This window comes from Lactiplantibacillus sp. 30.2.29 (assembly GCF_018991255.1).
GTDB lineage: Bacteria > Bacillota > Bacilli > Lactobacillales > Lactobacillaceae > Lactiplantibacillus > Lactiplantibacillus pentosus.
In genome coordinates, this window is the sequence record NZ_JAGYGU010000018.1 from 26,665 (window position 1) to 48,693 (window position 22,029).

Consider the following 22,029-nt stretch of genomic DNA (forward strand, 5'->3'; position numbering starts at 1 on the left):
CCAACCAAAACTAGCCTACTAAAAGAGCAGTCACTCCAAATCGGAAGTGACTGCTCTTTAGGTTACAAAATTAAGCTTGATGACGCAATGTCGTTGCATCGGTTTCGGCCACGGCTGGTTGTGGCTTGGTTTGGGCCCAGACGAGCAATTGCGCCTGGATGTTCTCCAAAATCTTCATTGAATGCTGATAATCGCGTTCGGAGCCGGTACTGTTGAAGCTTAACGTACATGTTCCGGCGAAGGTGCTCGCGGCAATCTCCATGGTTGGTGAGGGATGGAAAGCACCGGAAAAGACGCAGTTAACGACTGATAGCCCGTGAAAACGCAGGCGTTGTTGGTCGATCACACCAAAGTTGGTGTAGCGCAAGGCGGGCTGTGGGAGCCAGCGATTGGTCATTTTGCGCATGACGGTAATTGGCATCGTGTGGTTCATTTTTTGTAAATTGCTGAGACGATATAGGAACGCGACCCGGGTTCGTTCAACCGTCAATAAATCGTGGACTTGCTTCACTAAGTCGTTGAAGGGTGCGTCGATATCAACGTGGATCGTGAGAAAGACGTTGACGGTCAGGTTAGCGACTTGGGTGACGTCTTCAGCTTCAGCGGTAAATCGGCGTAAATCAATTGGGCAGGGTAACGTCACAGTGGTGTGGCCAGTCAGGACTTGGAGGGCTTTGGCGTAAGCAGCCAGGATTGCTTCGCTAATGCCGACATCTTGAGCCTTAGCCACACGACGGACGCGCATGAATTGCGTACTGCTCAGCATGACATGGCCACCGTGGCGGAGATTGATACCCGGATAGTGGGGTAGTTTCACCATGCCAGTCACCATTGGGGCGTGTCCGCGTGGTCGGGAGAATTGCCGCTGAATCTTGGTGATAATTGGCCGTAAACGACGCTCATTATGGAGGTTAGTCAGGTCTTCTTCATTGTAGGCTTGTGCGAGTAAATATAAGTATTCTTTGAAGCCCCGATTGTCAGTCAGCAGGTGACTCATAAAAGCCTGCAAGACATCGTAATCGCCATGATGGATGACGAAGAGTCGCAACTGGGGCCCGTTCGTAAAGTCAAAATCAGTATTTTCAGGACTGTACGGGCTCTGAACTTCTTGGATAACTTGGTTGACTGGTTGATCAGTAACGACGAAGCGATTACGGTCAACTTGGTAGTGGCCGAAAATCTCGGGCACGACTTGTGCGGAAGTGAGAACGGCAGCCTTGAGTCGTTCAACATCGATCTGGCTGGAAAAGACGATGCGTGAACGCATGAGTGGTGCGGTGCCAGTTGTATGTAACATATTTAAAAAATCAAGTGCTTCACCACGATAATACACGATTAACCCCCCAATCATTTTCTCTAATCATTAGTATAGCAGACTCAATTCAATGCGATAGGTACGGCAGTTTGTTTTTGGAAAAAGTTAAGAAACATTTTTGAAAATTTATTAATGTGCCGTTCAAACCGGGCTTGAGTCACTCATGATTGAAAATCATTAGGGTGCTGGCCTGCGGATTAAAATAATTATTGTCGTCAACGTAAATGATTTCAACTAGTACGACGGTGGCACCAGTCACGTGGTCAACCAAGCTTGCGTTGGCCTAAAAGAATCGTATTTTTTTGAAACCGGTTCCGACCATTGCCAGAAAAAGGGGTATACTAAAGTTAACTACAACTTAAAGGAGTTTGAACACGATGAAGATTGTCGCACTTGTCGGAAGTATTCGACGTTCCTCGTATAACCGGCGACTGGCAACGTTTGTCCAAAAACGTTATGCGGATCAGATGGACGTCACGATTCCGAATCTCAGTGAGTTACCTTACTACGATCAGGATATTGAATTAGAAGCACCGGCGGATGTTCAGGCATTCAAGCAGTCAGTCTTAGCAGCCGATGGTGTGATTTTTGTCACACCGGAATACAATCATAGTATTCCTGGGGTGCTGGGCAACGCCATTGACTGGTTGTCACGTGTCGAGCGACCGTTGATCGGTAAACCGGCGATGATTCTAGGCGCGACCATGGGCCCCCTAGGAACCGTACGGGCGCAGAGTCATTTACGCCAAATCCTAGATTCACCAGGCGTTGGAATGCGCGTCTTACCGGGCGATGAATTCTTGCTAAGCACCGTTCAGGCCAAGATGAATGCCGCTGGACAGATTACGGATGACAAAGTGGTGGCATGGCTCGATCATTGTGTTGCAGATTACCTTAAGTTTGCTCACCAATTAGCTGTTCGCGACTAATTCGGATCAATTATATGGATAAGGGGAAGTTTCAGATGAACAAAGAACGTAAGTTGATTTATGTCATTTTAAATGATGAAGATGTTGAATATGATTTGGAAGAATTACCAGATCAATACGTGGTCTATATTCGTCAGCAGGCTGGTGATCCACGCGACTTGCCGTTAGTGAACACTGAGATTCAAAACTTATTTAAGGACGCCGAATTGGACTTTGAAGAAAAGGTCAAACCAGAGAATCACAAGGCTGACATTGTCTTAGCCGTAAAGCGCAGTGTTGTTGCCGACGATTAACCTAAATAGCATCAAGTAATATGGTCGTAGCGGATCGGAATTTTGCCGCTACGGCTTTTTTTAGTTAACATGACGTTAGCAGAACTGATTCCAAGGAGCATAGAAAATGACAATTGAAACCTTATATCAACAACTATTAGCGGCGATGGGCCCGCGGCATTGGCTTGAAGATGGTGTCCCACCGGCCGAAACGCCGTGGGAGATTTTATGGGGTGGCATCCTAGTTCAGAACACCAACTGGCGCAATGTGGATTATGCGCTGGCGAATTTGAAGACGGCGACCGGCTTTGACCCTGAACGGCTACTAGCTTTAAGTGATGAGACGCTGACGAAATTGGTCAAACCCGCGGGCTTCTATACGCGCAAGGTGCCGACATTGAAAAGTCTGGCGGCGTGGTGCGGCCGATATGAGTTTGATCTGGCACGGATGCGGGCGCTACCGGCAACGCAGCTCCGCAGTGAATTGAAGGCGTTACGAGGCATTGGCGATGAGACGGCTGACTATTTTAGCATGTACGTCTTTCATCAGCCGACGATTATCGTTGATACGTACTTGCGGCGTTTGTTCACATGGCTCAACCAACCGTTACCAAGTAACTACATGCGTGCGCAGCAGTTGATTATGCAGGCGTGGGACTACGATTTGACGACGGCATGGGAGTTTCATGCATTGGTCGTGGATTTCGGCAAGGATGTCAAGACTGCGGCTGATTTTGCACACTCATCCTTGGCAACGCAACGATTAACACTTGATTCTAAAGGTTTGGCAAACTAATTAAGTAAGCTCTGAATCTAGTCAGAACCGCTGGATTTCAAACGGGTTTGATTGACCGTCCGAATGGGGGCGGTTATTATTAGATTTATAAAAGAAAGCGCTTTTATAGTTAAAGGCGTGACTTGGTGAGTTAGGTCAACGACGATTGGTTGTTCGGGGTCGTATTAGCTATTTTTAATCGCCAGTGGTCGTTGAGCTTGGTTTGTTAACAACGCGATTAATTGAGTCAAAGGGGGAGAATCGCTATGAAGCAAGTGCATTTATTAACGCCGGTCGCAGGGCAGCTAGTTCCGCTTAAGGCGGTCCACGATCCAGTATTTTCACAAGGTATGATGGGCGAAGGCTTTGGTATTGAACCAACTGAGGGCCAGGTCGTCGCGCCAATCAGTGGTAAGGTAACGATGGTGGCGGCTAGCCTTCACGCCATCGGTTTTACGGGGAACAATGGTCTGGAAGTGCTCGTACATTTAGGAATCGATACGGTCGAATTGGCAGAGAATCCACCGTTTACAGTTACCGTCCATGTCGGGGATACCGTGGAAGCGGGTGACAAAATTGCCACGATGGATCTGATGGCGATTGCGAATGCGCATAAGGCCACCACCGTCATTATGGCCGTTACGAATTCGATGGATCACGTCACCAAGCTGACACCAGAAGTCGGCAAAGTCCGTGCGGGTGTCGTTGGCGCAGTCGTTGAACTCAAAGAGGATGTGCCGGCACAACCTATTGTTAAGGGTCAGGGTGGCAAGTACGATGAACTCGCCACTCAAATCATTGCCCAAGTGGGTGGACCGGTCAATATCAAGAGTGTCATCCACTGCATTACCCGAGTTCGCTTTTACTTGAAAGACGAAGGCAAGGCAGACGATGACGCGATTCGCAATCTGAAGGGCGTTATCGATGTAGCCAAGGCGGGTGGTCAGTATCAAGTCGTGATTGGTCCCGCCGTTAACGACGTCTACGATGCAATCGTTGGTCAACTTGGCGCTGGTTTTGGTGACGCGGATGCCTCCGCCGTTGCGATGGAAAAGGAAGCAAACCGGCTCGCCTGGCAGAAGATGTCACCGTGGCAGAAAGTGAAACACGGATTTAGCAGTCTGATTGGGGTCATCACGGGCTCCATGATACCAGTGATTGGCTTGTTGGCCGCTTCTGGTATCTTAAAAGGGATTCTGTCGTTGCTGACTAATTTCAAGATAGTTTCGGCAACCACGCCGACCTACGTCATCATCAATGCGATGGGCGACTCGGTCTTCTACTTCCTACCGATTTTCGTGGGCTTCACCGCTGCTAAAAAACTCGGTGCGGATCCCGTTATCATGGGAATTGTTGGTGGGGTGCTCACTTATCCAGCCATCGTTGGGATGGCGACGACTGGTAAGGTGACCGGACACCTGTTGGGCATGGCGATCAATGCCAACTTCTTCGGAATCCCGGTACACGTGGCTTCCTACACGTACTCGATCTTCCCAATGATTGCGGGGGCCTGGTTAGCAAGTAAGTTGGAACCATGGCTCAAACGGGTGATTCCAACGGTGCTACGGATGATTTTTGTGCCACTGTTTGAAGTTGTCTTAATTTCTGGTGCGATTATTCTGATTCTCGGCCCAGTCATTACCGCGTTATCTGGCGCTTTAGCTGCCGGGATCGTAGCGATTTACAAACTAAGTCCGGCTATCTCTGGCTTGATTATTGGTGGGTTCTACCAAGTATTGGTTATCTTCGGTTTACACTGGGCGATCATTCCAATCGTGGTCAACGACATTACTACAACGGGTCACAGTTACCTGAACGCCATCGTTTCTGCAACGATGGTCGCGCAAGGTGGTGCGGTCTTGGCCATTGCCTTGAAGTCTAAATTCGCTAACATCAAGGAACTCGCATGGCCAGCGACGATTTCAGCTTTCTGCGGTGTCACTGAACCTGCAATGTACGGGATCAACTTGAAATACGGTCGGGCCTTCATCACCGCAAGTATCGGTGGTGCGGTCGGTGGGTTCTTGACTGGACTCTTTAACGTCAACATGTGGGGCTTTGCCGGCTCCCTGATTGGATTCACCTCCTTCTTCAATCCGAAGGGCATCGACTTCAGCTTCTACGGTTTCTTGATTGCATCTGCAGCTGACTTGATTGTCGCCTTCGCATTGACTTGGATGTTCGGCTTCTCAGACAATGACGTTAAGAATGTGAAGACGGCGCCGAAGAAGAAGCATCTTGGGCAGCAGGTCGCATAGGCTAAACGGGTCGAATTGAATGGTTTACTGAGATTCGGCTAAAATTTTTAGCGTAAAATTGAGATCTTATTGGCAGTCATCGTAAATTGGTGGCTGCCAATTTTTTGTGGTCGCAGCGATGACGGTTGGGGGACGATGACTTAAGCGCAGTGCATGCCAATCTCTAAGTCAGCAGGAAACAGACTTTTATGGTACCTTCCTGACCATAAGCAGTTTTGATTGACAAACGCAACTAAATCCGTTTTAATGTAACTAATGAAGTTACAAGAAGGAGCGGATTAAGATGAAATATGCGATTACAGGTGCCACGGGTCATTTGGGACAACAGATTGTTGCGGCTATCAAACCGTTAGTGGACCCCAGTGACTTATATTTGGGTGTTCACACGCCTAGTAAGGCACAGGGTTATCAACAACAGGGCATGCAGGTGATGGCAATTGATTACCAACAGCCAGAACGATTAAAAGCTTTTTTCCAAGATAGTGATGTCTTGATTTATATTCCAAGTAAGAGCCACGACAGTTATTCGCGGGTACAAGAGTTTGAAAATGTCTTAGCGGCAGTCCAGCAAGCGAATGTGCAGCATTTGTTAGTGATGGGCTTTATTGCTGATCAAGTCAACAATCCCTTTGCGCTGTCGGCGTTTTACGGCTACGTGCCGCGGCGATTAGCTGGGACTGACCTCAATTATACGATTGTCCTCAATGCGCTGTATGCTGATCCGTTGGTGCCGTATTTACCAGAATTAATCGAGCGGCACAACGTCATTTATCCGATGGGCGACCAAGCTTTGAGCTTTATCAGTCAGGCGGATAGTGCCGCGGCATTTGCCAAGGTCGCAACGACGCCAGATTTATTACAACTCGGCCGCATCTATACGCTTACTCAAGAGCAGGCCTACACGATGCCAGAATTGGCGGCCGTTTTGAGTCAAGTCAGTGGACAATCGATTGGCTATCAACCGGTATCGTTGCAGGCTTTCAGCGATATGTATAATCAGAATAATGAAGGTCCAATGTTAGCGTCAATGTACGCGGGTGGGGCCATGGGATTGTTAGCAACGGTCAGCGATGACTACCAGCAGATTATGGGCCAGCCAGCACAATCCTTAACTGACTACTTACAAACGACGTACCGTCTTAGCTAATTAATCACACAAAATTCCCAGTGAGTTAATGGTGGCGACTAGATTCCATGCTATAATCTAGTGTAATAGCAATTTTGGAAAGGAGGCGCCAGCATGGCAAACGGGACGCGTAGAGATTTACGCGAGCTATTCCATAAGGGTCAACTAACGATTGGCATTAGTGAATTGAGCAGAATGACTGGTGTCTCGCCACGACAACTGCGGTATTGGCAAAAAAAGGGGTACATTATTCCTAAGAACGAGGATGAGCCAGGTCAGGCACGTATTTATACCATGAAAATGGTTATCAAAGCGGCCGCGATGAGTAACTTACTCCAAACTGGTTATACGTTGAAGGCGGCGGCCGCTCAGGTGGATGAGCGGATGCGACCAGCCCAAACGATGTATCACGTCATCTTTGATCGGTATCAAGGGTATCAAGTGGCGGACGATGGCCAGATTCTAGTCGATTTGGGGCCATTTGACCCCCAACCCGAGCAGGAATTATTTGCCAAACTCGTGGGGGACAAAGTGGTGTTTGATTTGAAGAATCGGCGGGAATTAGAGTAGTGAAGTACTTAGGTCTGGGGGAATCTCAGGCCTTTTTGTGACGGATAGGCAACTTGTGAAAGTAGGAAAAGCAAGATGAAAACAATTAAACTGATCGTAAGCGACATCGACGGTACCCTAGTCGACAGCCACGGCCAATTATTACCCGCGACGATAACGGGTGTTCAAGCGGCGGTTGCACAGGGCGCAAAGATGGTGTTAGCTTCAGCGCGCTCGCCAAAAGGGATGTTTAGCATCGCCCAGCAGTTGGGGATTAATTCTACGATGATTGCGTATAACGGAGCGCTAACGGCAACCACTGATGCCAATGACCAACTGACAGTCTTTGAGGAACGGGCGGTTGCTCCTGAATTGGCGCGGTCGGTTCAGGCGTTGATCGCGCGAGAATGGCCAACTGCTTCCATCAATATTTATACGAATAATGACTGGTTGGTGGCCAGCATGGGTCAGTGGGAGCAACAAGAAGCAGACGGCATCGGCTATCAACCACACGTGGCTGACCTTGCCGACTGGCTACAGGTGGCGCCAACGCCGGTGCACAAAATTATGATTATGGCAGAGGCTGCTGTGATTCAAGCAATCGAGCAACGACTACAAACGTCTGAATTTGAGGACTTAGCCGTTTATCGTTCTAAGGCGACGTATCTAGAAATCGTGGCCACCGGTGTCACCAAAGCCGCTGCTTTGAAAAAACTGTTGGCGGATGAACAACTCACAACAGCTGAAACGCTGGGGTTCGGCGATAACTTCAACGATGTTGCGATGCTCCAAGAAGTGGGCGTCGGAGTGGCGATGGGCAACGCGCCCCAAGCTGTTAAGGATGCCGCGGATATGGTGACAACGGATAATAATCATAACGGTATTCAACTAACCTTAGCACGGTATTTTGCTGATGTAACGCGTTAATTAGTACGTTCGGCTGAGAAACGTTAAAATAATACAAAAGAGGAAGTCCCCAATATGTGGGCTTCCTCTCTTTGCTGTATCCAAAATAGTGTCTGATGGATAGCTGGCTTATTATGAGCGCGCTAAGATTTCTTGAATGGCCGCACTAGCTTCCAATGGTTGATGTCCCAAGACATTTGCCAAGTCTGCTGACGTTTCAGCTAGGGCACCATCATTGATTGGAGCTTGAAATGAGGCAAATAAAGCAGCGGTATCATAATCGAGGCCAGTCGCTTCAAGGGATTGCGTGTATGCTTCCTGACTGACTTGCGTAATCTTAAATTGGTTACCAGTTGCTTTTTGAAGTGCTTGACCGAGTTCGGCATAGGTGCGAGCTGCTCCTGCAAATTCGTACACTTCTTGAGGATCTTCTGCCATCAAAACGTTCGCGGCAGCCGCTGCGTATTCTCGTTCCAAGGCCCAGCCAGCCGTATTGTTAGCCCAATACAGGGCTTCTTGATTATGATTGCCGCTTTGTAAGAATCCCATTTCGTTTTCCAAATACCAGTTGTTGCGCAGAAAGCTGTGCGCAATATTGGTCGCTGTAATGGCATTTTCGGTCGCACGATGGTCACTAGCGAGGGCACTAACTGCTGTCTGTGCGTGGGGGAAACTAGTGTAGGCGACAAATTTAACATGTGCGGCGTTGAGTGCGGTCACGACATTTTTATGAGCAGTGGCCCGGTCAACGGGACCGCCGGGTTGTGAGGAGACGAAGAGCACGCGTTCGACATCTTCGAAGGCTTTCGTCATGGCGTCGACATCATCATAGTTTCCGATTCGAATTGGATTATCAGGGAACAGCTGCGTGGCTTTGTCCTGATTACGAGCAATTACTAACACATTTTCAGGACCGACTTTAGCATTAAGCGTACTAACGGCACTTTGGCCAAACTTGCCAGTAGCGGCAGTGACGGCAAATTTCATAAGTAAAACATCCTTTCAGCTTGCTGTATCAATAAAAATTACAGTAATCAGCTTATCACATGTAACTTCAAAGTCAACAACTTTGCTTGTAACAATTGGAAAGACTACTACTTATACGCCGAATATCGGTTGGTTTCCTAGAGAAATAATGGCTGTGATTCTGTCGTAATGTGTTACTAATGTAGTTTCACCATGGATTTTGGGTTGCCCGCAATAGCCGCCGTTTTTGATTCATGTCCAAAAAAATAGGATTAAACAACATTGCGTTATCTAATCCTATTGATGAAAATCAGTGGTAAATGATGTGGCGTTATTTATTATTCAGCGAAGTCAAAATCCGCTGCGCGACCTGGCTGTTAAAGTCGTTGGTCTGCAAGCGTTCGAAGACCTCTCGCATAATGTGCATCAATTGTTCGTCTGACAATCCTTGAGCGGACAAGGTGTTGAGCATGACTTGCAAGAGATCTAGGGGCAATACTGGACGCTGGTCAGGATGGGCGCTGAAGAATTCCTGTACCGCTTGGTCGTGTAATTGCCAGTATACGGGGTTTTGCACGTCGTCGAAAATCGTTTTGAGTTGTTCCAGCGCCGGGGTCAACGGAATGTTTTTGGCGATGATCGTCGTCAACACGCCATCACGGGCTGGAATGCGAACATCCGCCACGTAATCCTTTAACAATAAGAAGTGCGTCTTGAACGGTGGCCGTAGTGTAAAGGTCATCGTGAGTGCAATTTGGCTATCAGTAGCTGCCATGGAGATTCCCCCTTCGAAAAAATAAATTAATTAATGGCGTTTCGTAAAGCGTACGACCGCCTCACAGCGCGCCGTTTGCGGGAACATATCGATCGACTGAATGTAGTCGACTTGGTAGCCGCGTGTCAATTCTTGTAAATCACGCGCAAGGGTCGATGGATTACAAGAAATATAGACGAGTTTTTCGGGTGCGCTTTGTAAGATAGCGTCGATTAATACGCCGTCCAGACCGGTACGTGGTGGGTCGACGACCATCGCGTCCGGTGCGAATCCGCTGGCTAACCATTGTGGCAGTAAGACTTCGGCTTCGCCAACTTCGTAGTGGGCGTTCGTGATTTGGTTGCGTTTCGCGTTGGCGTTGGCATCCGCGACTGCGGCCGGAATGGTGTCCATACCCCGAACTTCTTTGGCGACATCGGCTAGCGATAAACCAATCGTTCCGACCCCCGAATAGGCGTCGACTAAGGTCTCGTTAGGGGCTAAGTCGAGTGCTTCGCGTGCCAAACGATACAACTTCTTGGTTTGTTGCGGATTCAGTTGGAAGAACGCCCGTGCGGACAGGTCGAAGACTAAGCCGTCGAGTTCTTCCGTAATCGTTGGTTTACCAGCGAGTAAGGTGGTTTGATCACCCCATATGAGGGACGTCTTACCAGCGTTAACGTTTTGCATGACTGAGACGACCATTGGTAACTTTTCAGCAATCTTCATCAACAGTTGGTGCTTCTTGGGTAGCTTAGGCGTATTGGTGATGAAGACTAGTTGGACTTCACCAGTTGCGGTGGCTTCGCGAACGACCAACGTTTTAACGATGCCTGAGTTGTGAGTTTCATCGTAAATCGGCACTTCGAGTTCTTCTAACCAGGCGACGACTTGACGCATCACCGTCATGGTTGCTGGCATTTGAACGGAACAAGTCGGTAAGTCGACTAGGTCATGACTATTTTCTTTGTAAAGTCCGGCGGCGACGTGACCATCGATCATCCGAACTTGAAATTGGGCCTTGTTGCGGTAGGCATACGGGTCAGCCATGCCAATCGTTGGCCGGACGTCGTAGTGGCGATAACCGGCTGGTCGATATTTTTCGAGTGCTTGGCGAATCAAATCTTGTTTGAACGTTAATTGTGCCGGGTAGTCGAGGTGTTCGAGCTCGAAACCACCCACTTCGCCCGCGTAGACGTCTTGTGGATCGACGCGGTCCGGGCTTGGTTTACGAATACTGCGAATTTTAGCTTCCAAATACCGCGGATGGACTGCGGTGACTTCAGCGACCACGACTTCTTCTGGTAGGGCGCCTTTGACGAACGTAATGACGTGCTTATAGTAACCGATTCCTTCGCCATTGATGCCGAGGCACCGAATCGTGAGTGGAAAACGTTGGCCGATCGTAACGGTCGACTGCACCTTTTCGGCCGGTTGCTGCCGGCGTCGATCATTGTGTGATCGGGATTGGTGCGAATAATGGTTAGATTGTGGCATAAGTTTAATTTTGACCTCGTTTTTCTGTGAACTGTGTTAACTCCCATTATAGCATGGCGGGAAAGCGACAATCACTGAGTAGTTTTCATTGAAAGCAGATACATTATCAGGTTATAATGATTCTAATCTAATAACGGGGGTGGCTAGAAATGAAGGCGTTAATTTCGTTGTCACAAGTTAATTATCAAGTTGCGGATCAGCACATTTTGCATGATATTAATTGGCAGATTCCGGCGGGGGCCCACATCACGTTGACTGGGCCGTCGGGGGGCGGTAAGAGTACGTTATTGCGAATCATGGCGGCCATGATTTCGAAAACGAGTGGTGACTTGCAGTTTGAGGGCCGACCGATTGAAAGTTACGACCCCATTATGTATCGGCGGCAGGTCTCGTATTGTTTCCAACAACCGACCTTATTTGGCGAAACGGTAGCGGACAACCTAGCTTTTCCCTATCAGATTCGCAAACAACCAATGGATACTAGCCGCGTCGTGACGGCTTTACAGAACTTTGGTTTGTCAGAACGGACCTTACACCAACCCGTCACCGAGCTTTCCGGTGGGGAGCGGCAACGGGTGGCCTTGATTCGCAACGTGTTATTTTTACCACAAGTCCTACTTCTAGACGAAGTGACGGCGGGATTAGATGAAGCGAACAAGGATATTGTCCACCAGTGGTTACGGCGACTTAATGAGCAGGAACACGTCACGACCATCATGATTACGCACGATACGACGGAGATTGCCGCAGCCGACCAGCTCGCGAAAGTTGTCGATGGACGCTTGGAGGTGCACGCATGAATTTAGCAGTTAATAATACATCGTTGTTTCTCGCAGCCATGTTAGTCTTAGTTGCGCTCGGGATTAGCTTGTGGCAGAAGCTCGGTTTAGACAAGGACATTATTATTGGTGTCGTTCGCGCAGTCGTTCAGTTGTTCATTGTCGGCTACTTGTTGAAGTACATTTTCCGCGTTAATAATTTATGGCTGACGCTAGCGATGATGGGCTTCATTATCTTTAATGCGGCGTGGAATGCGAAAAAACGTGGCCCGGGCATCGACCACGCGTTAGGAATCTCACTATTAGCCATCTTTGTCAGCACCGGCGTGACGTTGGGCGTACTCGTTTTATCAGGGGCCATCAAGTTTATTCCGTCCCAGATGATCCCAATCTCTGGGATGATTGCGTCGAATTCAATGGTCGCGATTGGGTTGGCCTACCGCAGCTTAAATAGCCAATTCCATGATCAACGTCAGGGCGTGCTGGAACGACTGGCACTCGGGGCGGGCTTGCTAGATGCTTCGATTGCCATTGTCCGCGAAGCGATTCGTACTGGAATGTCGCCAACAATTGATTCTGCCAAAACAGTCGGGTTGGTCAGTCTGCCAGGTATGATGTCTGGGCTGATTTTTGCCGGCGTCGATCCTGTGCGGGCCATCAAGTACCAAATCATGGTGACATTCATGCTCTTGTCAGCGACGAGTCTGGGCTCGATCATCGCGTGCTACTTGGCTTACCGCAACTTCTATAATGCCCAGAAACAACTGAAGTAAGCTGATGGCAGCACGGATGGTGTGTTCTATTCCGGATTTAGCCTAAATGACGACAATAATCAAATCAGTTAGGCCAAAGTAATGGTTCCTGATTGCAGTCCCGCGGTGACTCCGATATGATGGGAGCTGAATAAAACGTTATGCGGGGGTGTTGATGTGAATAATGCGGCAGTGTGGGTCCCAGTTCCAGCCGTGTTTTACTGGGGTTGGCTAGTGCCAATCTTCTTTGGAACTGGCTTTGGGTGGCGGTACCATCGCGATAAAGTGCGCTTAGGTAACGGCATCTGGTTTTCGCTATTTTTCTATTCCTTTTTAACCATGTTAGCCGTGACGATTCTCGGCAGTAATATTCATTGGCTAATCATCATCAGCGGCACGTTATTTGTGTTGTTACTACTCTTGATTGGGCTGATTTTCGCGTTACAGGCCTTTCTTCTATTATGGAACGCCTGGATTATGTGGCGTCATGAAAGCCATACCTTGGCCAATATGTTGACCTTGTATCTGGGGTTAGCGATTCTGATTTTGCCATTTATCGGCAATCGGGTGAGTCAGTATGTCCCACAACCAGTCAGCCATTTCATGGCGATTTTTCCCAACCTCGTAATACTCTATGTGGGATTTTGGTTCTATAACTATTTGACGATGCTGACGATTTATCAATTTAACTGGCCGCGATTACGGCAAGATTATATTATTGTCCTGGGGGCGGGCTTGCTGGATGGTAACCGGGTCTCACCATTGCTAGGTCAGCGGATCATGCGTGGCTTGCAATTTTATCAAAAGCAACAGCGTAAGACGCAGCACCCCGCCATCATGCTTTTTTCTGGTGGTCAGGGTGGTGACGAAACGGTTCCAGAAGGCCAAGCGATGCTAGATTATGCGATTGCCCACGGTTTACCGGCGTCGGCTGGTTGGGCGGAGACGAAGTCCAAAACGACGCTGGAAAATATGCAGTTTAGTAAGCAATTGATTGACCAGGGCCCAATCAAGCAACCGCGCACGATTTTTGTAACCAATAACTACCATACGCTGCGAGCGGGGATGTTTGCCAAGCAAGCGGGGCTCAAAGCGGATGGCATCGGCGCGCGCACGGCCCGGTTCTTCTTGCCTGATGCGATTTTGCGAGAATACATTGCCATCTTCGTCCGCAATAAGTGGTGGCACGCGCTGGCGGTGGTGGGGCTATTGATTATGTCACTACTGCTGGTGTGGTTTGATGCTTATTATGCTGGGTGATGACAGAACGGCTCGTTAGCAGCCCCAGTTCAAGTCGGTAGCGACAATCGTTTTAGTGAGCTAGGTCCAGATAATGCTAGATTAAAAGTGGGGCCTCAAGAATTGATTGCAAAATTCTTGAAGCGCCACTTTAGGTTTTCGGTGGATCAAAATGAACAAGTTGTTGGCCGTAGTTGGTCGGGGTCGTGTATGTGTTAGATACCAAGGATCGTATTGAACACGCTTTGCGGTAATTTGATAGTGTTCTTGGTAGCACGCCGTTTGTTCGCGCTTTGGCGGCGTAACAGGGCGGCCTTCTTGGAAACACTATGCTTGTCACCGTTAACGGCCGCGTTTTTACGTAATGGCGGCACATCCACGCGCGCCAGAACTTTCCCCTCAACGATTGCCTGAACGGGTGTTGGATACAATTGGCGTGGCACGGTTGATTTCAGCCCAATGACTAATTGCTGGGTCATTTGTGGCGCGTCTTCGCGATGAACGACGAAGGTGAGCGCGTCCACGGGTGCGTAGTTGATATCGACTTCTACTTTGACGAGATCACTCACTTCATTATCGTAAAAGGTCGTGTTGAGACTTGCAAACCCATGTGAGACGGATTTGAGTTCAGAGAAGAAGTGGGACGCGATTTCAGACAACGGAATTTTGACCACAGCAACGACTAGCTCGCCATTGTTCGATAAGTCGATTAGGGTCCCTTTGTGTTGTTCAGCGAGCTTCAGTACCGCGTTCAAACTAGCATCGGGCGTCGTAATTTCGGCTTTCATGAAGGGTTCTTCGACTTGCTCGATCAAGCTGAAAGCGGGAAATTGCACTGGATTGTTGACGACGACGTGCTGCCCGTTTTTGAGCGTCACGTGATAGGTCACATTCGGCGCGGTCGTCAGAACATCGATGCCATACTCATCCTGCAGTCGCTCACGGATGATCTGAAGGTGAAAAGCGCCCAGAAAGCCACAACGAAAGCCGACGCCGAGCGCTTCTGACCGTTCTTCAACGAATGTAAATGATGGATCGTTCAAGTTGAGCTTTTGGACTGCGGCTTTGAGTGCGGGGAAATCATTGTTTTGTGGATACAAGCCAGCGAAGACCATTGATTTTGCAGGTTCGTATCCGGGAAGGGGCTGACTAGTTGGTGTTTCCGCCGATGTCAGGGTGTCGCCGACGCGAATTTGTTTGGGGTCTTTGATGCCCGTGACCACGTAGCCCACATCGCCGGCATGTAAGTTGGTTTGGGGCAACATGTTCGGCGTCATGACGCCAATTGATTTACTGGTGAAATGACAGTCAGCAGCCATTAAATTGAGCGCTTGTGGGGACTTGAGTTGACCGTCAATCAGTCGAACGTAGGCGATGACGCCTTGATAGGGATCGTACAATGAGTCGAATACTAAGGCCTTTAGCGGAGCGGTAGCATCTCCAGTGGGTGCGGGGAGCCGGGTCCGAATGGCTTCTAAGACGGCGGGAACGCCTTGGCCCGTTTTGGCAGAGATCAATAAGACTTGGTCTGGTGTAAACGCTGAATCGAGGTCGTGTAATTCTGCTAAGGCAGCTTCGATATCAGCTGAGGCTAGGTCGACTTTATTGAGCACGGGGATCAGTGGCAAATGGTGCTTTTTGGCAATGCGATAATTGGCGATGGTTTGGGCTTGGACGCCCTGAGTCGCATCGACTAATAAAATTGCACCCTCTGTCGCTGACAAACTTTTAGCCACTTCATAATTAAAATCAACGTGCCCCGGGGTATCAATTAAATTGTATTCGTATTCCTGCCCATCTTCGGCCTGATAATAATTGCGAACGGTCCGTGCCTTGACTGTGACGCCATGGGCTTGTTCAACTGCCATATCATCTAACAGCTGGGCCCGTTGTTCGCGCGTGCTGACAGTCTTGGTCAGTGCCATGATTTGGTCTGCCAAGGTCGATTTGCCGTGGTCAATATGGGCGATAATAGCAAAGTTACGAATATTGCGCTGGTTCATTTTTTCGAAAACTCCTCTAAATATTGGATTAAATAAAATTTGATCTGTTGTTGTGCTTCAGGGACCAGTTGGATTTCAAAATCCGGATAGGTCCGTGCTAACTTCTGGTGATTAAAACTCGTCAACGAGGCCATGTTCATGAGACCGCTGATGATGCCGCTTTGCACGATAAATAGGTGACTGAACTGGGCCTGTGCCAACAAGTTGTCGGTTTGGACCACTAACTGCTGACCCAAGCGCTGGCTGACAGCATACAATGCGTCTCGTTGCGCGATAGTCTCAGCCATGTTCGCTTTACCCTCAAGGATTGGCCCGCGAATGGCATTCAAACGAATCAAAACGTCATGCTGCTCGATCAATCGTTTCGTCTGCTCGACCATCCAGGCGATATACTCAGATGCTGAAAAGTTTGCTTCTTGTGTCAGTGCTGCAATCAGCTGCTCAAAATAGCGCTGGTAATCTTCCAACAAGATGGTCATGAACAGGTCTTCCTTGGTGGCAAAGTAGCGAAACGTCGTGCCCTTAGAACTACCCACAGTTTCGGCAATCTGCTGCATTGTAATTTCTGTGTAACTCTTGTGAGCAAAGAGATCGATGGCGGCCTGCATGATTGCTTGCCGTTTAGCCGCTTTTTGGTTGGGGGTGTAAATATTAGCCATGTGAACACCTTCTTTTTAAAAATGACTGGTGGTTATCTTTGGATAGGGTACACCAAAAATAACTGGTGGTCAATTTTGATGATCAACCTAATGGAAGCTAAGCGGTCTGGTCGAATATGGAAGTATAGTTCCATATTTTAGAAAGTTGGGTGTAAATGGAAGTATAGTTCCATATTTGATAAAAATGAGTCTAAATGGAAGTATACTTCCATATTTAACAAATAACAGCTAAAATGGAACTATACTTCCATTTCAGAAATTAACCGCTAAATCCAAAAGTGAGGTGCTATCCATGATTAAGCGTGCGGAATATCTAAAAAAACTCATTCAATTTCGAGATACCGATTTGATCAAGGTTATCACGGGCGTTCGGCGCTCCGGTAAGTCGGTTCTGTTGATGCAATATCGAGATTACCTAAAGTCTCAAGGCGTTGCCGACAATCAAATTATTTATTTGAACTTTGAAGAATTGGAACTTTTGAGCGTGCGTACTGCCGACGCGTTAGTCAAAGTGTTACAGCCTAAGCTGGATAAGCAACGTCACCAATATATCATGCTGGACGAAATTCAAATGGTCGACGGCTGGCAGACGGTGGTCAACGGTATTCGCGTCAGTTATGATTGCGACATTATTGTGACTGGCTCTAATGCAAAGATGTTGTCTGGTGAACTGGCAACACTCTTAAGCGGGCGTTATGTGGAGATTCCCATTTATCCATTTTCATTTAAAGAATTTTTAGCAGCTAAGGAGATCACGTCCGATTCACGTGAGGTGGACCAAGCGTTTTTGGCCTATGAAAAGTACGGTGGCTTCCCACTCGTTACCTTAAGTACGGTAGCGCTAAAAGATGACATTTTATCGAGTTTGTATGACACGATTACGTTAAAAGACGTCGCAGAGCGAGCACAGGTTCGTGATATTACCTCACTGCGAGCGCTAGTCGCGTTTTTAGCCGATAATATCGGTCAATTAGTCCAACCTGCCAAGGTTGCGGGCGTATTGAAGAATGAAGGCATCTCGATTAGTAATCATACGGTTGAAAACTACCTACAGTTGCTAGAAGATGCGTTCTTATTCTACCGGGCGCGACAATACGATTTACGTGGCAAAAAGTATCTGAGAACTGCTGGTAAATATTTTATCGTGGATCCCGGGTTGCGACGGACGGCAATCGGTCGGCGGCCAGGCAATTATGCTGGTCAGCTTGAGAACGTGGTCTACGTAGAATTACAGCGACGGGGCTACACAGTAGACGTTGGCAAAATGAACACGAAGAAAATTGACTTTGTGGCCCGTAAAGTTGACCGCGTTTTATACGTTCAAGTATCTTATGAAATCCCGGCCAATAGCCATGAAACTGATAATTTACTGCAATTACGAGACAATTACGAGAAGTTATTGATCACGCAACGACATTATCCAGACATTCACGATGTTGACGGGATTCCGGTCATTAATATCGTAGATTGGTTATTACGTGATGCCCCTAGTGAGATGTAAACCAGGTTTAGCGGAACAAGCCACGCCGAAATGCTCATTTTATGACGATTTAGTTATACCGGCGCTTCAAATAATCGCGCAATGCTGCCGGTATCTGCACCACCGTGACATCTTCGCCGAGAAACTGCAACCAATCACCAAAGAAGGCAATTTCATCAGTTGTTGATGGTAGGTAGTGTCTCAAAATGCCTTGCATTTGATAAGGATCGGTGTAGGCAAGTGAAAGTGAGAATGGGTGGTAACGTTTAAAACGGCTAACGGCGGTCGCCCCGAGTTGTAACACGACATTTGGTTTGGGTGTGGCCGCTTTTAATTTGTCGGCAATCGTCTGGGAATCCAAATCGTTCTGTGCGGCTGCCACGCCAGTAATCTTGGCTAAGGGTAATTGGACTAAAGTCGTGGTGTCTAACTTAATAAATTCAAGCCACCACTGACTTTGTTCATGATATAGATGGGTAACGGCAATTTGATAGGTTTGACCGTGATTATCCGTGATCTGCATACACTGGCTGATAAGTAGCTGTTGAATTAGGGCCTCGAGGACGGGGTCAGGTAAGTCAGCGCGGTCAAGTAAGTTGGGATTTTGGGGATGAGTCCCATCAAAGACTAATTGTTGACTCAGGACTAGTAAATCGTCTTGTTGGGTGATTGGAATTAGGCCAAGCAACTTTTCAGTAACGGTCCGACGACTAGTGAGGTAAGGCAGCTGTTGGTTGCGGGTTGCCATGAATGCAATGAACATCATTTTGATTTCGTCGGTCGTAAAATGAATGGCTGGGAGCACTTGATTACGCATGACTACGTAGCCACCGTTGCGACCTGGTTCGGATACAAGCGGTAGTCCTAAATCTTCGATTGTCCGAACATAACGAATAGCGGTTGAACGCGAAATGTCGAATTCTTGCATTAGTTCTTTGAGTGTAAACTGGGAGCGGTTGTTGATATAGCGCATAATTAAATTAATGCGAGTTGTTTTATTCATCGGAAACCTCCTCTTAAATTAATGCTCTTGAATTAAAGGTGTCATTTTTTGATACGGTTTGTTGCTATTATAAAGGCAATCAAACGGAATACCAAGGTAATTCCCAGAAAGTAGGATTAATTATGACAACTTATCAAATTGAAACAAAGGAACAATTTACTGTTGTGGGCTTGGAACTGACGATTAAGAGTCAGTTCAATGATTTTGCCGGAATTAGCCGAGAAAAGGCTGATTTTTGGCAACGCATCGAGGCGGATGGGGCGTTGGCCGAACTCAAATCTGGCGCCAAAGATGATTGTTTGTACGCAGTAAATGAAGCCGTCAATAATAAGATGATGTACTATGCAGCTGTTTTGCCCAAAAACGATACCCTCCGTGCTGACCGACGCATTGATTTTCCTAGTGGGCCTTATCTAGTCGTTACGGGAAGTGCAACGTCCCAAGATGAATTGGCTGGCCAACTAACTGGCGCTGTCTTTGGCGAGATTTTACCCCAACTGACCAGTCATCGTTATGTTGGTGGTCCCAACGCGATTCAAATCCAAGCTGTTGGTGACCAATTCAAAGGCGTCGCATTAGTCCCAGTCGTTGCCAACTAGGCCGCTTCAGTTCAGTCGCTGATTACTAAACATGTCAAAAAGCGCGTTCAGACCAAGTTCCTAAACAGGTCTGAACGCGCTTTTGGGTTTGGTGAGAAATCAAGGGTGGTTAATTACTGCTGGTAACCGTAATATCGCCGTCGTTGGTTGAAAGTCGATACTGGCTGGCAGCGGACGGATTCACTTGGTAGACGCCGTTGTCATTGGCATGGTGGCCGAAGATATTGAGGTCGCCGTCGCTGGTGTTAGCGTGAATCCCCGTTGTCCGGGGCGCTGTTCCACGGATGTCGCCGTCACTGGTTGAAGCCGACAGACTGTCTGTGATCCGATTATTATTGAACAAGATGTCGCCATCACTAGTAGTCATCCGCAGGGCTTTGAACCGGTTGTTGGTCAGGTGGATATCACCTTCATCGGTCGTGATTTTAGAAGCTGCGGTGGTGAAGTGGCTGTTAGTGACGCTGACATCGGGGTCACCGGCAATTTGCAGACTAGGGGCCGAGACCCGTGATAAACGGATGTTGCCACCTGATAACGCCATGGACTGATTGATTTTAACGTTGCTCAAATTAACGTCAGCATCATCGTTGAACACGTTTAATTGGTTGACAGTCACATTTTGTAAGGACAGGTTGCCGGTCTGATCGGATTCAGCGGTCACTTTTTCAACCGTAGTCCCCTTAGGAACCGTAATGGTCGTCGTATCGGTATACTGACCAGCGTTGCCGAACATGAAGCCGACACTGTGCGAATCGTCGGCAGTCGAGGTAATCGTCAAATGCCCGTGACTAGTTTTGATTTTTGGAAACGTGCGGGCGGCCGTCACGGTAATCTTGGTGCTCGTCCCTTGCTTGATGATGATATTGCTGCTGGTATCAAGCGTGATTTCCTTCAACTGACTAACGTGGTAACTACGACTGCGATGACGCACGATATGAAAGCCTTGTTCCCAATAAATGCTTTGAATCCCGTTATTAGCGATGCCAAACATCGTTAAGATGAGGCCCAGCACTAATAAAACAACGCCAATTCTAATTGTCTTTCGCATGATGACGACCTCCTCTCTCTGCACGATTCTTCTTGACGAACCGGTGGTATAAGTTTTGCACGATTTTTGCGATCCCTTGAATAATCAAACTGATGAGCCAGATGAAGAGTGGCATGATCAGTAATTCGGCGCCAATAATCGCAAGCCCGCTACCGAGATAGAATAGGGCAACCCAGAGTGACTGACCAAAGACCCCAATTCCAGCGGTCAACATAGCGAAGGCTAATAGGGTGACGGCTACCAGGATGGCACCGACCGCGATAATAACGGCAAAGGCCGACACGGCGATGGCAAAGAACACGGCTAGGATTGCAATCAGGGCCGGAATGGTGATTGGCGTTGAGAGTAATGCCAGGACAATCAACCAGATCGTGCGAACGTTGGCCTGTGATTTTTGCCGTTTGGACGTATTGGCACTGAGATTCTCATTGAAGCGAATGGAATAATCCGCCAGCACTTTGCGCGCTAACTGCTTGGGTAACCCCAATTCAGCCACACAGTCATCGTAATTGTCGATGCCCGCGTCGAGCAGATATTCGCGATAAAATTCAACGACCTCATCGCGTTCGTCGTCGGTCAGCTGAACGAGTAAGGCTTCAAATTTGGATAAGTAGTCGTTCATCGGTGATCCTCCCCCTGTAATAGTTGATTGATAGCTAGGTAATACGTCTGCCACTCGGTCTGAATCGTGGTCAGTTGGGTCAACCCCGCGCTAGAAATTTGATAATAACGGCGGTTGCGCCCTTGATAAGCCTGGTCATAAGTGGTGACCCAGCCATTCTTTTTCAGTCGTCGTAACACTGGGTACAGTGTGGATTCAGAGACCTTAATGGCTGCCTGTAGTCGCTGGGTCAGCGCATAACCGTAGTAATCCTGGTCTTTAAGACAAGCGAGCACGCAACCGTCGAGAAGCTCAGAACTGATTTGAATCGCCATTATTATCCCTCCTGTTATATTATACGTCGTATAGTATCGTTCACAGAGTAGTATACAGGCCGTAGTTGGGGATTGTCAAACGGGAATCGTGATTTGTTGATAGGATGCAAAGGTCTGTATGTATAATTAAAATAGCGGATATTTCGAGGCCTGGGACATTGAAAACCAACGAGATGACGCTATT

General features: G+C 48.1%; 22 protein-coding genes. 12 read left to right on the forward strand and 10 right to left on the reverse strand.

All coding sequences use genetic code 11. The features are described 5' to 3' along the window. Positions 1-70: 70 nt before the first annotated feature. The gene (locus tag KGF65_RS10905; protein WP_216748468.1) at positions 71-1,351 is read right to left on the reverse strand and encodes a hypothetical protein; all 1,281 of its coding nucleotides are present in this window, start codon (positions 1,349-1,351) and stop codon (positions 71-73) included. Between the two features lie 341 nt (positions 1,352-1,692). Here KGF65_RS10905 and KGF65_RS10910 point away from each other — a divergent pair, with 341 nt between their 5' ends. From KGF65_RS10910 to KGF65_RS10940, 7 genes are all read left to right on the forward strand, one after another. After that, positions 1,693-2,244 carry an NADPH-dependent FMN reductase gene (locus KGF65_RS10910; protein WP_003639865.1) on the forward strand — a complete coding sequence of 184 codons (552 nt, stop codon included), beginning with the start codon at positions 1,693-1,695 and terminating at the stop codon, positions 2,242-2,244. A gap of 35 nt (positions 2,245-2,279) precedes the next feature. Beyond that, entirely contained in the window at positions 2,280-2,537 is a 258-nt protein-coding gene (locus KGF65_RS10915; RefSeq protein ID WP_003639864.1) for a hypothetical protein, read from the forward strand. Between the two features lie 106 nt (positions 2,538-2,643). After that, positions 2,644-3,312, forward strand: coding sequence for an endonuclease III domain-containing protein (locus KGF65_RS10920; RefSeq protein WP_088770591.1), 669 nt, complete (start codon positions 2,644-2,646; stop codon positions 3,310-3,312). Between the two features lie 245 nt (positions 3,313-3,557). Continuing rightward, the gene (locus tag KGF65_RS10925; RefSeq protein WP_101874114.1) at positions 3,558-5,549 is read left to right on the forward strand and encodes a PTS glucose transporter subunit IIABC; all 1,992 of its coding nucleotides are present in this window, start codon (positions 3,558-3,560) and stop codon (positions 5,547-5,549) included. Positions 5,550-5,832: 283 nt separating this feature from the next. Next, the gene (locus KGF65_RS10930; protein WP_216748469.1) at positions 5,833-6,696 is read left to right on the forward strand and encodes an SDR family oxidoreductase; all 864 of its coding nucleotides are present in this window, start codon (positions 5,833-5,835) and stop codon (positions 6,694-6,696) included. Between the two features lie 93 nt (positions 6,697-6,789). Next, the gene (locus tag KGF65_RS10935) at positions 6,790-7,245 is read left to right on the forward strand and encodes a MerR family transcriptional regulator (protein ID WP_050339885.1); all 456 of its coding nucleotides are present in this window, start codon (positions 6,790-6,792) and stop codon (positions 7,243-7,245) included. A gap of 75 nt (positions 7,246-7,320) precedes the next feature. Further along, positions 7,321-8,151, forward strand: coding sequence for a Cof-type HAD-IIB family hydrolase (locus KGF65_RS10940; protein ID WP_216748470.1), 831 nt, complete (start codon positions 7,321-7,323; stop codon positions 8,149-8,151). A 111-nt stretch (positions 8,152-8,262) separates the two neighbouring features. Here the strand turns inward: KGF65_RS10940 and KGF65_RS10945 are convergent, their stop codons facing one another. From KGF65_RS10945 to rlmD, 3 genes are all read right to left on the reverse strand, one after another. Continuing rightward, positions 8,263-9,117, reverse strand: a complete 855-nt coding sequence (locus KGF65_RS10945) for an NAD(P)H-binding protein (RefSeq protein WP_101874112.1) — start codon at positions 9,115-9,117, stop codon at positions 8,263-8,265. Between the two features lie 310 nt (positions 9,118-9,427). Then, positions 9,428-9,871, reverse strand: a complete 444-nt coding sequence (locus KGF65_RS10950; protein ID WP_003639858.1) for a hypothetical protein — start codon at positions 9,869-9,871, stop codon at positions 9,428-9,430. 30 nt (positions 9,872-9,901) lie between these two features. Next, positions 9,902-11,347 (reverse strand): 23S rRNA (uracil(1939)-C(5))-methyltransferase RlmD, encoded by a 1,446-nt coding sequence (rlmD, locus tag KGF65_RS10955; protein ID WP_216788198.1) that lies wholly within the window; start codon positions 11,345-11,347, stop codon positions 9,902-9,904. A gap of 149 nt (positions 11,348-11,496) precedes the next feature. Here rlmD and KGF65_RS10960 point away from each other — a divergent pair, with 149 nt between their 5' ends. The 3 genes from KGF65_RS10960 (at position 11,497) to KGF65_RS10970 (ending at position 14,138) form a co-directional block, all read left to right on the forward strand. Further along, positions 11,497-12,147 (forward strand): ATP-binding cassette domain-containing protein, encoded by a 651-nt coding sequence (locus tag KGF65_RS10960; RefSeq protein WP_050339877.1) that lies wholly within the window; start codon positions 11,497-11,499, stop codon positions 12,145-12,147. Next, positions 12,144-12,899 carry an iron export ABC transporter permease subunit FetB gene (gene fetB, locus KGF65_RS10965; protein WP_003639855.1) on the forward strand — a complete coding sequence of 252 codons (756 nt, stop codon included), beginning with the start codon at positions 12,144-12,146 and terminating at the stop codon, positions 12,897-12,899. The genes KGF65_RS10960 and fetB overlap by 4 nt, the downstream gene beginning before the upstream one ends. 156 nt (positions 12,900-13,055) lie before the next feature. After that, positions 13,056-14,138 carry a YdcF family protein gene (locus tag KGF65_RS10970; RefSeq protein WP_216748472.1) on the forward strand — a complete coding sequence of 361 codons (1,083 nt, stop codon included), beginning with the start codon at positions 13,056-13,058 and terminating at the stop codon, positions 14,136-14,138. 194 nt (positions 14,139-14,332) lie between these two features. Here KGF65_RS10970 and lepA read toward each other — a convergent pair whose 3' ends face one another. Continuing rightward, a complete protein-coding gene (gene lepA, locus KGF65_RS10975) occupies positions 14,333-16,120 on the reverse strand; it encodes a translation elongation factor 4 (protein ID WP_105923443.1) in 1,788 nt (595 codons plus the stop codon). After that, a complete protein-coding gene (locus tag KGF65_RS10980) occupies positions 16,117-16,779 on the reverse strand; it encodes a TetR/AcrR family transcriptional regulator (protein WP_101874108.1) in 663 nt (220 codons plus the stop codon). Before KGF65_RS10980 ends, lepA begins: the two co-directional genes overlap by 4 nt. A 292-nt stretch (positions 16,780-17,071) precedes the next feature. Here KGF65_RS10980 and KGF65_RS10985 point away from each other — a divergent pair, with 292 nt between their 5' ends. Then, the gene (locus KGF65_RS10985; protein WP_101874107.1) at positions 17,072-18,280 is read left to right on the forward strand and encodes an ATP-binding protein; all 1,209 of its coding nucleotides are present in this window, start codon (positions 17,072-17,074) and stop codon (positions 18,278-18,280) included. 49 nt (positions 18,281-18,329) lie between these two features. Here the strand turns inward: KGF65_RS10985 and KGF65_RS10990 are convergent, their stop codons facing one another. After that, positions 18,330-19,262 (reverse strand): YafY family protein, encoded by a 933-nt coding sequence (locus KGF65_RS10990; RefSeq protein WP_105923441.1) that lies wholly within the window; start codon positions 19,260-19,262, stop codon positions 18,330-18,332. A 122-nt stretch (positions 19,263-19,384) separates the two neighbouring features. Here KGF65_RS10990 and KGF65_RS10995 point away from each other — a divergent pair, with 122 nt between their 5' ends. Then, positions 19,385-19,861 carry a GyrI-like domain-containing protein gene (locus tag KGF65_RS10995; protein ID WP_088770607.1) on the forward strand — a complete coding sequence of 159 codons (477 nt, stop codon included), beginning with the start codon at positions 19,385-19,387 and terminating at the stop codon, positions 19,859-19,861. 109 nt (positions 19,862-19,970) lie between these two features. On the opposite strand, the gene KGF65_RS11000 is transcribed toward KGF65_RS10995, so the two are convergent. From KGF65_RS11000 to KGF65_RS11010, 3 genes are read right to left on the reverse strand one after another with little or no spacing between them, the layout of a single operon-like run. Continuing rightward, positions 19,971-20,909: a DUF4097 family beta strand repeat-containing protein gene (locus KGF65_RS11000; RefSeq protein ID WP_216748473.1), complete on the reverse strand. Its 939-nt coding sequence runs from the start codon at positions 20,907-20,909 to the stop codon at positions 19,971-19,973. Next, entirely contained in the window at positions 20,893-21,531 is a 639-nt protein-coding gene (locus KGF65_RS11005; RefSeq protein ID WP_050339869.1) for a DUF1700 domain-containing protein, read from the reverse strand. Before KGF65_RS11005 ends, KGF65_RS11000 begins: the two co-directional genes overlap by 17 nt. After that, the gene (locus tag KGF65_RS11010) at positions 21,528-21,845 is read right to left on the reverse strand and encodes a PadR family transcriptional regulator (RefSeq protein WP_088770609.1); all 318 of its coding nucleotides are present in this window, start codon (positions 21,843-21,845) and stop codon (positions 21,528-21,530) included. Before KGF65_RS11010 ends, KGF65_RS11005 begins: the two co-directional genes overlap by 4 nt. Positions 21,846-22,029: the final 184 nt, after the last annotated feature.